Annotated in this window: 8 protein-coding genes; 2 read left to right on the top strand and 6 right to left on the bottom strand. The window is 71.2% G+C overall.

Translation table 11 applies throughout. From position 1 onward, the window contains the following. Positions 1-605 precede the first annotated feature (605 nt). Positions 606-2744, top strand: coding sequence for a BTAD domain-containing putative transcriptional regulator (locus I3F58_RS12390; RefSeq protein ID WP_240108398.1), 2139 nt, complete (start codon positions 606-608; stop codon positions 2742-2744). On the opposite strand, the gene I3F58_RS12385 is transcribed toward I3F58_RS12390, so the two are convergent. The 5 genes from I3F58_RS12385 to I3F58_RS12365 form a co-directional block, all read right to left on the bottom strand. Beyond that, entirely contained in the window at positions 2732-3640 is a 909-nt protein-coding gene (locus I3F58_RS12385; RefSeq protein WP_240108397.1) for an acyltransferase domain-containing protein, read from the bottom strand. The genes I3F58_RS12390 and I3F58_RS12385 overlap by 13 nt on opposite strands. A gap of 46 nt (positions 3641-3686) precedes the next feature. Beyond that, positions 3687-5252, bottom strand: a complete 1566-nt coding sequence (locus I3F58_RS12380; protein ID WP_240108396.1) for a CdaR family transcriptional regulator — start codon at positions 5250-5252, stop codon at positions 3687-3689. Positions 5253-5362: 110 nt separating this feature from the next. Then, the gene (car, locus tag I3F58_RS12375; protein ID WP_240108395.1) at positions 5363-8848 is read right to left on the bottom strand and encodes a carboxylic acid reductase; all 3486 of its coding nucleotides are present in this window, start codon (positions 8846-8848) and stop codon (positions 5363-5365) included. 67 nt (positions 8849-8915) lie between these two features. Next, positions 8916-10121, bottom strand: a complete 1206-nt coding sequence (locus I3F58_RS12370; protein ID WP_240108394.1) for a cytochrome P450 — start codon at positions 10119-10121, stop codon at positions 8916-8918. 94 nt (positions 10122-10215) lie between these two features. Beyond that, on the bottom strand, positions 10216-11022 hold the full coding sequence (locus I3F58_RS12365; RefSeq protein ID WP_240108393.1) for an oxidoreductase: 807 nt from the start codon (positions 11020-11022) through the stop codon (positions 10216-10218). A 268-nt stretch (positions 11023-11290) separates the two neighbouring features. Between I3F58_RS12365 and I3F58_RS12360 the strand changes: the two genes are divergently transcribed. Further along, a complete protein-coding gene (locus I3F58_RS12360; protein WP_240108392.1) occupies positions 11291-12379 on the top strand; it encodes an NADH:flavin oxidoreductase in 1089 nt (362 codons plus the stop codon). A 486-nt stretch (positions 12380-12865) separates the two neighbouring features. Here I3F58_RS12360 and I3F58_RS29630 read toward each other — a convergent pair whose 3' ends face one another. Then, on the bottom strand, positions 12866-14083 hold the full coding sequence (locus I3F58_RS29630; protein WP_240108391.1) for a cytochrome P450: 1218 nt from the start codon (positions 14081-14083) through the stop codon (positions 12866-12868). Positions 14084-14197: the final 114 nt, after the last annotated feature.

The raw sequence follows: 14197 nt of genomic DNA, 5'->3' as shown, positions 1-14197 counted from the left end.
CGGATCTTCGAACTTCGGAGGACCGGGCGGATCCGGGATGACGGGTCTGCCGGCCACCGCCGGGCGGTTCGGCAGGGGGTGGCGCCGTGAGCCTGCGCTCCTTCCTCGGGAAGAGCGGTTCGGTCCGCTCCCGCAGAGCATCCGGCGCGGTCCGGGGTGATGCCCCCAAGATGTCGAACATCGCTCGGCTCGCCGGTCGGGCACGCCGTCGGCGGCGGTCCATCTCATTGCGTGAGGCGCTGTGAAGCGGGTTCTTCCGTTTTCTTCCACAAGCATGGACGGCAATCGGACTCTTTCTGTGTGAATGTTTTGCCGTTGGTGCCGATCCTGTCCGGATCCCCAGTTCAGGGGTGCGCGGTCGAGAAAGGGTGGCTGTAGAAATGGGACGCAATTACTGCCGTTACGGTGGAGGGAATCCGCTTGATCCGATTTCAGTCACCGGCTCGAAATCCAACGGGGTGACCATGAGAATGAGAACGGTCGGAACAGGACCTACGTAAGGCTGGTTTTCGTCGAATCGCATGCCGTCCCCGATGTGTCCTTCCCCGACCCGGTTCTCGGCCGTTCACATCGTGGAACTCGATCAGTCAGGAGAGAGCACCGCAATGCCCGTATCCCAGTCCCCCGGAGCGTGGCCGCAACAGGCGGCCGACCCCGGCGCTCCGATGCTGCGTGTCCTGGGGCGCATGTCGGTCAGGGGCGGAGGCCGCGAGCGCCCCGTCGGCCCACCGCTGCGCCGACTCCTGCTCGCCCTGCTGGTCGTCAGACGCGGTCAGGTCGTCCCCACCGAACTGCTGATCGAGGAATTGTGGGCGGGCAGGCCCCCGAAGAAGCCCCTCGCCGCTCTGCAGAGCCATGTCTCGCACCTGCGCGGCGTGCTGGATCCGCCGGCCATCCGCGGCGCGGCCTCCGCCCTGCGCCATCATCCGCCCGGGTACGTGCTCCTGCTCCCTCCGTCGCAGATCGACGTCCACCGCTTCGAGCAACTGGTCCACGCCGGACAGCTGCTGCTGAAGGACGGGGACGCGGCCGCCGCGTGCACCACCCTCACGGACGCGTTGACGCTGTGGCAGGGGTCCCCCTACACGGAGTTCGAAGACTCCCCGACGCTCGCCCACGAGCCCGCCCGGCTGGAGCAGCTTCGGCTCACCGTCCTGGAGCACCGGGCCGCCGCGCGCCTGCGCATCGGCGACGTCGAGCAGGTGGTGTTCGAGCTGGACAGCGAGGTGCGCCGCCATCCCGTGCGGGAGCGCCTGGTGGGCCATCTGATGACCGCGCTCTTCGCGCTGGGGCGGCAGGCCGAGGCGCTGGCGGTGTACGACCGGACGCGTGCCTACCTGGCCGAGGAACTCGGTGTGGAGACCGGCACCGAACTCCAGCAGATCCATGTGGCGATCCTCCGGCGGGAACCGGAGCTCTGGACCGCCGCGCTGCCGCGTACGACGGAGCGGCCCGCCGCCACGCCGGAGGCCGGGACGACGAATCAGCCCCCGGCCCCCCGCCCGGAAGGTGAGGAGCGTGGGACCTTCACGCACCCCTGCCCGGCCTCCTCGTCCTTCGTCGGCCGGGAGCGGGAACTCGGCCGCCTGGAAGCCGAGGCAGTCGGTGCCCTCACCGGGCACGAGCATGTGAGCTGCGTGACCGGCCCCCTGGGGATCGGCAAGACGCATCTGCTCACGGAGTTAGCCGCGCGCATTGCGACGGATCACCAGGACGTGGAGGTGGTCAGTGTCCACGCGCTTCACGATCAGGGCGTCCCGCCTCACTGGCTGTGGACCCAGGCGCTCAGGCGCTTATCGGTCACGCGTTCCGGTGCCTTCCACGACGCCGCGGCACCCTACGAGGCGCTGCTCGCTCCGCTGCTGCCCGGCTCCGGGCAGCGGAACGGCGCCGACGACGCCCGGACGCGATTTCTGACGCAGGACGCCGTGTGTGAGGTACTGCGCACCCTGGCCGGGCAGCGACCACTGGTCTTCTGCGTGGACGATCTCCACTGGGCCGACCCCGCCTCCCTTGGACTGCTCGAGATGCTCGCCCGGCGGCGCTGCGGCTGGCGGATCGGCCTCGTCCTCACCGTCTGGGACTGGAGGATCACGGTCGACGGCAGGCTGCGCCGGGTGCTGGGCGACATCCTCAGAGGCCCCCGGGCGGGTGTACTGAGGCCGGCCGAGCTGCCTCGGCACACCCTCGCCGCGCTGGTGCGCTCCCGGCTCGGCCCCGACACGGCGGAGGAGCACATCGAGTGCGTGTACCGGCAGAGTCGCGGGAACCCCTACTTCGCCCACCGGACCCTGATGTGGTGCGGTGCCATGTGTGACCGGGAGGGCCGGACCAAGGGTGCGTGCTGTTCCCGGACCGGGGCGAGATCGCTGGAGAGCCTGCGTCTTCTCCTCGCCAGGATGCCGGAACGGGAGCGGCGGGTCGTCCAGCTGTGTGCGGTGGCCGGCGACCGGACCGATCTCGGTCTGCTGCGCCGCGTCGCCGCCGACGAACCGGTCGACTCGGTGCTGGAGCAACTGCTGCGGGCAGAGTTGCTGCGCGAGGACCCTCACCACCCGGGCCGGTTCCGCTTCGTCTCGGCGCTCGTCCGGGAGGCGTCAGCCGAAGCCCTCACGAGCGAGGAGCGTCGCCGGATGCGACGGCGGATCGCCGCAGCGCTCGGAGATGCGCCGACCAGGGCGGGGCTGCCGGCCGCGACCGACGGCCTCGACGAGGTGGCCGGGCCGGCGTGTCACGGGTGCTGACCGGGCTCCCGTCCCGGCTCACCGCCCGTCGTGGCCTTGGGAGCCGGTGTACGGGAAGCGCTGATCCTCCTCACCATGTCGAGGAGGGACCGGCCGCCCACTTCCTCGCATTCCAGGGGAGAGTCCCGTCGGGGCAGACGGCGGATGCTGTCGGCCCAGCGTACGGGCTCGACCAGATGTTCGCCCAGGGTCCGGGCGAACTCGCCCCTCACGTGGGGAAGGCCGGTCACGTTGGCGATCACCGGCGTATGCGGGTCGTGGAACGTGAATTGCCTCAGGTACTTCTCGAACTCGACGCGTGCCGGTTCCATGTACCGCGAGTGGAACGGCCCGCCGACACGCAGTGGGACGAAGCGGACGCCCTGCCGTGTGAACGCCTCGTGCGCGACCCGCAGTTCCGCGTACGGACCCGCGATGACGAGCTGGGTGTCGGAGTTGAAGCCCGCCACGTCGATCGACTCGATCCCGTCCTGCCGGAACAGGTCCAGGAGTTCCCGCTCCGGCACGCCCAGCACGGCCGTCATGCCTCCGTCGGAGACCGCGGCCATGAGTTCGCCGCGTTTCCTGACCAGCCGCAGGCCGGTCTGGAAGTCGAAGACCCCGGCGGCCAACAGGGCGTTGTACTCGCCGAGACTGTGTCCGAGGTAATAGTCGGGGCGGCGCTCTTCGCGGCGCTCCCTTTCGAAGGTGTGCAGCGCGTTGACGACGAAGAGCGCCGGCTGAGTGCATTCCGTTCGCGCCAGGATGCCGTCGGGGTCGTCCCGGCAGACCGCGACGAGGTCGTATCCGAGGAGATCGCAGGCGAACTCCGTGAGCGCGGGATAGTGCGCGAACACGTCCGCGCCCATTCCCCTGAACTGCGCCCCTTGTCCGGGGAAGAGAACTGCAAACGGCATGACGTCTCCCAGAGCGGAAAGGTGGTGGCAACGAGGTCGGTTCCGGTCAGCCGCCCGCATCGGGACCGCCGAGGGCGGCCCGGCCCAGTACGTCGAAGAGCAGCAGCGCGCACTGCAGCCGCAGGCGGTCCTCCCGGACCGGGCGGCCCAGGAGGCGCTCCGCCTTCCTGATCCGGTAGGCGACGCTGCTCTTGGCGATGTGCAGTCGGTCGGCGACGGCGGACATGCTGCCTTCCGTGTCCAGGTAGCACTTGACGGTGGCCCTCAGCTCGGACATGCCGTCGGCGGCCAGTGGACCCAGTTCGCGGCGGACGAACGCGGCACTGAGGTCGGGCCGGGAGCGGAGCAGGACGGCCAGCTCCACTTCGGCGTAGTCGTACGGTGACCTACGGTCACCGGCGCCGGTGCCGGCTGCGCGGACGATCTCGGCCGCCTCGGCGGCCTGCCGGTGGCTCGTCCGGAAGCCCTCGATCCCCTCACCCGGCAGGCCCGCCGCGATGTGAACCGCCGGGGACGAAGCGGCCCGCCGGTGCGGTCCGTCGTGGTGGCCCAGCCGGCCGGGCGGCCCGGGGTGTCCGCGGGCGCACGAGCCCCATGCCCACAGTGACGACACTCCGACGGGGACGGTCAGAAGGGAGGAGCACCCGGCGCTGCGCAGCAGCGCCGTGGCGGCGGCGGCCAGGTCCGCCGTGCCATGGGACTCCCAGCCGTCGCGCCAGACGACGAGCGCGAGATGACTGCGGCTGATGTCGTAGCCGAGCCGCAGGAACGCCTGCGGCGCGTCCACGTCCGCGCCGTCGAGGATGTCGAGGACCAGTTCCTGACGGTGTGCCGCGGCGCTGCCGAACCATCCCCGCCGTTCGTTCTCGGCCTGCTCGGCCTGGGCCAGGAGGACGTGCTGCACCTTGGCCACCAGCGCCTCGGACAGTGCGCGGATGACGTCCGCCGCCTCCGACGGGCCCAGCGCGTCCTGGGCTGCGCGAAACAACTCACCTACCAGACAGTCCAGTTGTTTCTTGAGTGAGTCGAACGTCCCGCCGACGGGAAGGCCACGACGGGTGAACTCCCGGACGGACACGCCGACGATCTCCGGAATGTCGTCACCGGCATGGCCTGCCAGGCAGGTGAGGACGTGGAGCGCCAGCGCCTCCGCGCTGCGCGCCCTCAGCTCGTCGGGGACCCCGGACGGCAAAGAGACCCCGGCAGCTGCGGCCGACTGCCGGACTGCGTGCCGGGGGGCGGCGGGGTGCGGGTCGTCTGCCCGGGCGGGATCCGCCGCGGCCATCAGGCAGGCCACCTCCACCGCCCAGCCCACGGCTCCGTCGCCGATCAGCAGCCGGGCCTCACGGATCGCTGCCTCCTCGCTCACTGCTTCCAGAAGCGCGGCGGTGCGACGGGGCCGCAACTGCAGGATCCACGACCGGTCCGTCAGAGGGCTCTCCGGCTCGCCGCCGGAAACGCGCTCCCTGCGGGACGCCCTGCGGTGCGTGTTCTCGGCGTGGCGACGGCCGCCGCGGTACGGCAGCGGGGACGGCAACCTGCCGGTCGTTCGTGCGCCGTCCGGCTGGGCCGGGGCGCGGAGGCGGTCGTGCGGACCGCTCGGCTGCTTCATGGGCGCTCGTGCTCGTTCCTGGTGGGGGGTCGGGTTTCGGTGTGGAGGGAGGGCTGACTGGGGATCGCGCGGCCGGTGCTCCTCGAGCGGAACGCCTGCCGCGCGGGCGATCAGCCGGCCCGGCCGGTCCGGGCGTCGGGCGTCTCGCGGGCCGGCTGCAGGAGGCCGAGCCCGACCAGGTCGGTGACGTGCTTGCGGACGAGGCCGGACGACAGGTGGGGGATGTCCTTGCCAGGGCCGATTCCGGCATCCTTCACGGCGGCGTGGAACCGCTCGGCGGAAAGCGCCGGCCCGCGCCCGATCTCCTCGGGCCGAGCGAAGGCGTGCAGCAGCGGCAGCAGCGAGTGCCGGCGCTGCTGCCGCGGCAGGGCACGCAGCGCGGCCCTGAACCGGGTGAGCCACGCGTCGTAGTCGTCGATGCGCCGGATCGGGTGGCCGGCCTCGACGAGCCAGTCGACGAAGGTGTCCAGCGAGACGCCGTCGTCGTGCGGGTTCAGCACGTGGAAGGTCCGGTGGCCTTCGGTGACCCGCGCCCCCAGTGCGGTGATGGCCTCGGCGCCGAAGTCGACCGGCAGGCCGTCGTGGTGCGCCGGGGCGCCGCTCCGGTGGAACGAACCCGGCGCGATGCCGGTGGCGACCAGGCTCAGCAGGAGTCGGGTGCAGAGGTCGGGCACATTGACCTGACCGGTGTACCTGGTGTGCGCGAGGAGGATGCCGGGCCGGAAGACCGCGGTCGGCAGGCCGTGGCGTTCGTGTGCATCCCGCAGCAGGACCTCGCCGGCCCACTTGCTGGTGGCGTATCCGTCGGCGTAGCCCCGGCCGACGTGCCGTGCGGGGATGGCGGTGCGGATGTCGGCGTCCTCGTCGAGTGACGCGTCCGGGGTGCCGAGCCGGACGGCGGCGGTGGAGACGTAGGTGACGGGCTTCATGCGCGTGGTGAGCGCCAGCCGGATCAGTTCGGCCGTACCGACGACGTTGGGGCCGAACAACTGGCTGTAGGGCAGCACGTGGTTGACCAGGGCGCCCGAGTGGACGATGAGGTCCACGGTGTCGGCGAGTCTGTGCCAGGTGCCCTCGTCCAGGCCGAGACACGGTTCGCCGAGGTCCCCCGCGAGCACCTCCAGGGACGTGCGGGCCGATTCCCGGTAGCGCCGGAGCAGTTCGGCGTCGCCGCTGTCGAACGTCTTCTCCAGCCTTCGCGCCGCTTCGGCCGGGTCGTTGCCGCGGATGACACAGATCAGCCTGCCACCCGAGGACGCCAGCCGCTCCAGCCATTCCAGGCAGAGGAACCGGCCCAGATAGCCGCTGGCCCCGGTCAGCAGGACGGTCCGCACGCGGCCGTCGGGGCGGGGCAGCGCGGGGGCGGCGGCCAGCGTCGGTGCGTCGAGGAACTTCTCCAGGGTGAGGTCACCGGCATGGACCTCGGTGCAGTGCTCGCCGTGCACGGAGTCCGACGTCGGCCTCCGTGCACGGGACCGGCGTTCCGTCTCGATGTACCGGGCCAGTCCCGCCACGTCGTTGGCCGGACTGGTGATCACCCCGACCGGAACCTCGACGTGGAAGATCTCCTGAAGCAACCGGGAGAAGGAGAGGGCCGACAGGGAGTCCCCGCCCAGGTCCGTGAAGTGCGCGCTGCTGCTCGGAGCGGCGTCCGGGGAGCCCAGTAGCGCCTGGGCGGCCCGGCCGACCGTCTCCACCACCGGCCGGTCCGTCCCGGTCTGCCTCAGCTCGCGCAACCGCCGCTCCTGCCCCTCGGCGAGCTCGACGTACAGATCTTCGAGCGCGGCGCCGTAGCGTTCCTTGAGCCGGGGGCGCAGCATCTTGTGGCTCTCGGTGTAGAGGCCGTTCTCCGGGCTGAAGGGCTCGGTCTCGATCAGGTGATCGCGCGGGATCTCGTACGAGTCGAGTCCGGCTTCCCCGGCGATTCGCCGGAGCGATTCGCCGATCGCCGACTTGAGTGATGCCGGGTCCCCGTCGTGCCGGGCCAGCGCGTCCGGGGTGGGCACCACCACGGCGAGCAGGTACGCACGTTCGCTGCTGCCGTACACGTAGATCTGCCGGACGAGAGGACTGCCGAGGAAGACGGTCTCCAGGCGGGAGACGGCCACGAATTCGCCCTGGGAGAGCTTCAGGGTGTCCTTGGTTCGGTCGACGTGGACGAGCCGGTCCGGCCCGACCTCGGCGAAGACGTCACCGGTCCGGTAGTAGCCGTCCGCGTCGAAGAGTTCGGCGGTCAGGTCCGGACGCTTGTAGTAACCGGGAATGAGCGTCTGCGACTTGAGCAGCAGCTCGCCGCGCGGATACGGCAGGTCGGTGCCGTGGTAGCCGAGTCCGGGGACGTCCACCAGCTTGTAGTCGATCACGGGCGGACGCTGCACCACCGTGTCCAGCAGGACCCCGCCCGCTTCGGTGGAGCCGTAGCCGGTGTGCAGGTGGATGCCGAGGCAGGACTCGACGAAGGCCGCCAGTTCGTCGGACAGCGGGGCGCTGCCGACGAACGCCTTGGCGACCCGCCCGCCCAGGACGTTCTCCCGCAGGTCCTTCCTCACCGCCGCCTCGACGTCACCCGGTTCGCCGGCCCGCCGGTCCAGTTCGCCGCGGTACCGCTGGAAGAGCATGTCGCAGATACGCGGAACCATGGTCAGTTCCGTGGGGCGCACCAGCGCGATGTCCTCGAACAGGGTGGACAGGTCGCTCTTGGCGGTGAAGTGGCCGACACCGCCCCGCACGAGCGAGCCCATCAGCGCGTAGCGGCCGGCCAGGTGGCTGTGCGGCATGTAGAGGACGCTGACCGCGGGTACGTGCGTCGACCCGTAGCTGAACCCGTACCACGCGGTGCCGACCAGCCGTTGGGTGTACACGGCCCCCTTGGGGGCCCCGGTGCTGCCGGACGTGTAGACGAGCAGGGACAACGGATCGTCGCCCGGCTCGGGCGTGAACAGGGGAGGCGGCGGGAGTTCCCCACCCCGGTCGATCACCTCCGCCAGTGTGCCGACGGCCACCGGGCTGCCGGCCTCGGCCAAGCGCCGCCGGGCGAGTTCGAGGGCGGCACGCTGCCCGGCGTCCTCGGGTCGGTGGTCGAAGACGGTCAGGTGCCGGACCGATGCCGCCCCGAGGGCCAGGCCGACGGCGGTTTCCAGGTGCTCGGCGCTCGCCGCGATGCCGCACGGTTCGGTCTCCGCGACGATCGCCCGCAGCCGGTCCGGGTGCGCGCCGTGCTGGAGGGGCACGGGTACGACGCCCACGTGGATGCTCGCCAGGTCGAGCGTCGCGTGGTCGATGCTCGGGAAGCCCAGGGTGCACAGTCGTTCCCCCGCGCGCAGCGGGTGCTCCGGATCGTGGTGCCAGCGGCCGGCTACCGCGCGGACGCGGGCCCACAGCTCGCGGTAGCTCACGGTGTCGAACCGGGGGAGCAACTGCCCCGTCAGCGGATCCCTGGCCCGCTCGCCGAGCGCCGGCCGGTCCCCGTGGCTCTCCATGACGGACGCCATGACCTCGGCGAGCGCCCGGCTCGGATCGACGGACGCCAGAACCTCGGCGAGTCCGCCGCCCGGATGGTGGTCGGACGCGGTGGTCGCATCCCGTGGTACGGCCATGATCAGCTCTCCCGTGGTGTCTCGGTGACGGAGGTGGGGCGTGTGCGACCGGGCCGCAGGGCGGCTCTCACCAGCCGACCGGCAGCGCCGCCACTCCGCGGACGAGGCGCTCGGTCCGCCAGGACAGCCGGTCGGCCGGGACGGCGAGCCGCAGACCGGGTAGACGGTCGATCAGGACTTCGAGTACGACGCGTAGCTCCAGCCGGGCCAGTTGGGCGCCCAGGCAGTGGTGGAGGCCGTGCCCGAAGGTGACGTGCGGGACACGCTCACGGTGGAAGTCGATCTCGTCGGGGCGCTCGAAGACCTCGGCGTCGTGGTTGGCCATCCCCAGTTCGGCCACCACCGCGTCACCAGCGCGAATGAGCTGCCCGCTCAGCTCCACGTCCTCGGTGGCGATCCGGGTGAAGCCTGCGGTCGCGCTGATCGGGATGAATCTGAGGAGTTCCTCCACGGCCTTGGGGACGAGCGCGCGGTCGGCGCCGAGTCGCCGCCAGAGGGCCGGCCGGGTCAGCAGCGTGTAGACGATGTTGCCGATCTGGTTGGCGGTCGCCTCCTGACCGGCGGAGAGCAGGCTGACGCCGAGGCCGATCAGCTCCTCCTCGCCGAGCGGACCGTCCTCGCCGTCCTCGTCGTTCCCGGCGACCAGTTCACCGAGCAGGTCGTCGGTGGGGGTGACGCGGCGCTGCGCGATCAGACCGGCGAGGTAGGCGTCGAGCTGTGCGCGGGCCCGCGCGGCCTGCTCGGGATCGGCCAGCATCAGCAGGCCGTCCACCCACTCGCCGAACCGTTCCCGGTCGGCCAGGGGCACGCCGAGCATTTCGCAGATCACCGTGATCGGCAGCGGCCAGGTCAGGGCCGTGGTCAGGTCGGCCGGCGCCCCCGTCGCCACCATGGCGTCGAGCAGCTCGTGCACGATCTCCTGAACGCGCGGACGCAGCGCTTTCATCCGGCGGACGGAGAAGGCGTTCGTCACCCGGCGCCGCAGCCGGGTGTGCTCCGGCGGGTCCATGCTGAGCATCGAGGTGCGGGGCAGGCCGACCGCGACCGTGCGGGGCACATGGTCCCCCACGGCGGCGGCACGGCTGAACCGGGGGTCGGCCAGTACCGTCCTGACGTCCGCATGCCGCGTGACCAGCCAGCCGTCGCCGCCGAAGGGCAGGCGTACGCGCAGCACCGGCTGTTCGCCGCAGATCTCCACCAGCGTCGGGTCCAGGTCAAGCCGGGTGATCGGGCCGAATGGGTAGGACCGTACTTCTTCCCCTGCAGCGTTCAACGTGTCAGTCCTTTGCGTGCTGTCGAGAGGTGTCCACGGGGTCTTGGCTTCGCGCTCCCGGCAGTGGACGGAGCCGGATCGACGTCACAGGCCCTCAGGCCAGGCTCGCGGTCTTCCCGCCGTCGACGACGAGATTGCTGCCGGTGATCCACGATGCCCGGGGCGAGACCAGGAAGCTCACCGCATCGGCGATGTCCTGGGACGTGCCCATGCGTCCGAGCGGGATCTCGGCGGCCCACTTCTCCGCGAGGGTGTCGAGGTCGCCACTGCCGGGGTCGCCGCCGAAGTACTCGACGATCCGGCGGCGCGCGGCCTCCGAGGCTGGTGTCTCCACGTTGCCCGGACAGACGGAGAGCACGCGGATGCCGTCAGCCGCGAGCTCGGCGGCGAGTCCCTTGGCGTACGTCTCCAGTGCGGACTTGGCGGCGGCATAGTGGTAGAGCATCGGGTACGCCGCGATGGTGGCGGTGGTCGAGACGTGGACGATGGTTCCGCCGCCGCTTTCGCGCAGGGACGGCACGAGGGCCGCGTTGAGCCGGACGGGGGCGAGGAAGTTCACGTCCATCGTGTACTGCCAGTCGTTCTCCAGATCCAGCACGCTGTGGAACGAACGGCAGCCGCCCGCGTTGTTGACGATGATGTCCACGCCGCCCAGGGTGTCCAGGGCGGTGTCCGCGAGCACGCGCACACCGTCGGCCGTGCTCAGGTCGGCCTCGACGAACGTGGCGCCGGAGGGAGTCTGACCGTGCGGGTTCCGGGCGGCGGTCACGACGGCGGCGCCGGAGCCGAGGAGGTTGCGCACGATCGCGGCGCCGATGCCACGGCTGCCGCCGGTGACCACGGCCCGCTTGCCCTCCAGCTCCCGGGCATCCGTCGCGGTCGGATGGAATCGGCTTGTCATGAGGCTCGATGCCTTTCTTCTCCGGACCGCCCCGTGCGCCGCGCGCATCGGTGGCGGAAATTCGTCGGCCGTGATGAGGAGTGAAATCCGTGCTCCGGACGATCGCATGACGCGAGGCCACTGAATCCACCATCCACGCAGTGATCGATGCGGTCAAATGAATCATTTCGATGTGCCGCATCGCTCGATTCGATGTCCAGGGGTGTGGCCAAAGACGTCGATTTTCATGCACTATTCGATGGCGTCAGCGAATTCTTCGGGAGGAAAAATGGCCGGCTTGAACGAACCGTTCACCGTGGGTGACCTCACGGTCCCCAACCGGATCGTGATGGCCCCGATGACGAGAACGGCATCCCCTGGTGGCGTGCCGGGTCCGGACGTCGCGGAGTACTACGCGCGCCGGGCGGCCCATCGGGTCGGGCTGATCGTCACCGAGGGCACGTACGTCGACCGCCCTGCGGCGGGCGCGTACGACGACGTTCCCCATTTCCACGGCGAGTCGGCCCTCGCCGGCTGGGCCCACGTGGTGCGCCGGGTGCACGAGGCCGGTGGCAGGATCATTCCGCAGCTGTGGCACACCGGGGCTGCCCGCACTGCGACCGAGCCGCCCGCCGAGGTGCCGTCCGGAATCGGGCTGGACGGCGGTCCGGCGGGAAGGGCGATGACCCAGCGGGACATCGACGCCGCGTTGGCCGCCTTCGCGGAGGCCGCCGCTACCGCCGAGCGACTCGGGTTCGACGGCGTCGAGCTGCACGGCGCGCACGGCTATCTGATCGACAACTTCCTGTGGAGCGTCACCAACCGGCGCACCGACCGGTACGGCGGCGACCCGGCCTCCCGCGCCCGCTTCGGGGCCGAGGTCGTGCGGGCCGTCCGCGCGGCCGTCGGCCCGGGGTTCCCGGTCTTCTTCCGGCTGTCCCAGTGGAAGGTGGGCCGGTACGAGGCCCGCACCGCCCAGAGCCCGGACGAGCTGGCGCAACTGCTGACGCCGCTGACCGAAGCCGGTGTCGACGTGTTCCACGGCTCCACGCGCCGCTACCGGCTGCCCGAGTTCGAGGGCAGCGCCCTCAACCTGGCGGGCTGGATACGCAGGCTCACCGGCAGGCCCACCGTGACGGTCGGTTCGGTCGGCCTGGAACGACAGTACGGCGAGGGCGACTTCACCTCCGGGTTCACCGGGCCGTCCGGGGTGGCCGGTATCGAGGAGCTGGTGGCCCGCCTGGAGCGCGACGAGTTCGACCTCGTCGCCGTGGGCCGGTCGCTGCTGGCCAACCCGGACTGGGCGGAACTGGCGCTCGGCGGGGAGTTGGACCGGGCCGCCCCCTACGATCCTTCCGTGCTCCGGACCCTGGCCTGAGGGCTGTGAGTGATCTCGCTGCCCCACCGTGTCGACGCGAGGCGTGAGCCGCTCCTGGCCGTCCGCCAGGCGGGGTGGCGAGGACACCCGTCCGGCCGGTCGGCGGGCACCTGGCATCGAGGGTCCCCGGTGAGGCGCGGTGGCGACCCGTTCATCGCACCGGTCGGGGTGCCGCGCCGTGTGTGGGAACACGCACGCGGTGGCCCGGCCCGAGGCGACGCCGGGGCAGGGCGGGAGCGGCTGACGTACGCATGCCGAGCCGTCGGCCGGCCGGCGATCCGGCGCGCTCGGACATCCGGTGAGGAAGGGGCCGGCGGGCGCGGACCGGTCCGCCACGCGTCGCCCGTGAGCACGCGGACCGGTGACCCGCCGTACCGCGACCGCTGTTCGCCGTTCGGTCGGGGCGGCCGGGCCTCGTTCTCCCCGGAGCGTTTGCGTGCCGGGCCGGCGTCACACCGGTGTGCCGGTGCGACGCCGGCCCGGCCGTCACCAGACGACCGGCATACTGCGCAGCCCGTGGACGATGTCGTTGAGCTTGAAGTCGGCCTGCACCAACGGCCTCGCAGGCCGAAGGCCCGGCAGGCGGCGCAGCAGTGTGGCCAACGCGACCTGCATCTCGACCCGGGCCAGCTGCTGGCCGATGCACTGGTGCGGGCCGAAGCCGAACGCCAGGTGGGTGGGGGCCCGCCGTTCGAGATCGACGGTGTCGGGGCCGGGGAACACGCTCTCGTCCCGATTGCCGGACGGGAGCGCGGCGACCAGCCACTCACCCGCCTTCACCTCCGTGCCGCCGACGGTCAGGTCCTCCGTGGCGTACCGGAGCAGACCGAACTGGATGACCGACAGGTAGCGCAGCAGCTCCTCCACGGCGGTTTCGATCGACGCCGGGGCGGCCCGCAGCGCGGCCATCCGCTCCGGGTTCCGGAACAGCACCGCCACACTCAGCGCGATCATGCTGGCGGTCGACTCGTGCCCGGCGGCCAGCGTCAGCACGCCGAGCGTGGCCAGCTCCTGCACGGTCAGCGGCCGGCCGGTCTCGTCCGCGCGGCTGATCAGCCGGCTCAGCATGTCGTCCCGCGGCTCGACGAGCCGTCGCTCGACCAGCTCACCGAGGTAGTCCTCCAGCCGCCGGGCGGCCGCGTCGCGGGTGGCCTCGTCCGCCTCGAAGCCCATCAGGACCTCGCTGTCGCGCTGGAAGGCCAGGTGGTCGGCGTAGGGTACGCCGAGCATCTCGCAGATCACCCGTGAGGGAATCGGCAACGCGAAGTCCCGCACCAGGTCGGCGCTGGTCCCGGCGAGCATCGCGTCGACGCGCTCGTCGGTGATCTTCTGGATGTGGGGCCGCAGCGCCTCCACCCGCCGCACGGTGAACTCGCGCATCATCAGCCGCCGCAGCCGTGTGTGCTCCTCGCCGTCGAGCTGGATCATGAAACCCGGCAGCGGATCGCGTCCGTCGTAGGACGGCAGCATGTGGTTCGACCCGGCGGCACGGGAACTCAACCGCGGATCAGAGAGCACGCTCCGGATGTCCTGGTACCGGCTGACCAGCCAGGCGTCCATCCCGGCCGGGCAGCGCACCAGGGACACGGGTTCGTCGGCGCGCAGCCGGGCGTAGGCCGCGTCGGGGTCGAAGGGACAGGAGTCCGGTCGCGTGACCGGGAAGTCACGGGTCTCGGTTCCTGGAACGGGGTGGGTGTTCGTCACGGGGAGGTGCTCCAGATGGTCGGTGGGGGGCTTACAACGCGCCGACCCGGCACGACGAAGCGCGGCGATCAACCACGGCGAAGTGTCGTTTCCGGTGTCGACGATCTCGTGGGC

It is taken from the genome of Streptomyces sp. MUM 203J, assembly GCF_022414595.1.
Lineage (GTDB): Bacteria > Actinomycetota > Actinomycetes > Streptomycetales > Streptomycetaceae > Streptomyces.
This window is presented reverse-complemented; position numbering and strand designations above follow the sequence as displayed.

Bases quoted from the DNA above. Each gene is read 5' to 3' on its own strand.
- I3F58_RS12390 (WP_240108398.1), top strand. From the start codon at position 606: ATGCCCGTATCCCAGTCCCCCGGAGCGTGGCCGCAACAGGCGGCCGAC.
- I3F58_RS12385 (WP_240108397.1), bottom strand. From the start codon at position 3,640: ATGCCGTTTGCAGTTCTCTTCCCCGGACAAGGGGCGCAGTTCAGGGGA.
- I3F58_RS12380 (WP_240108396.1), bottom strand. From the start codon at position 5,252: ATGAAGCAGCCGAGCGGTCCGCACGACCGCCTCCGCGCCCCGGCCCAG.
- car (WP_240108395.1), bottom strand. From the start codon at position 8,848: ATGGCCGTACCACGGGATGCGACCACCGCGTCCGACCACCATCCGGGC.
- I3F58_RS12365 (WP_240108393.1), bottom strand. From the start codon at position 11,022: ATGACAAGCCGATTCCATCCGACCGCGACGGATGCCCGGGAGCTGGAG.
- I3F58_RS12360 (WP_240108392.1), top strand. From the start codon at position 11,291: ATGGCCGGCTTGAACGAACCGTTCACCGTGGGTGACCTCACGGTCCCC.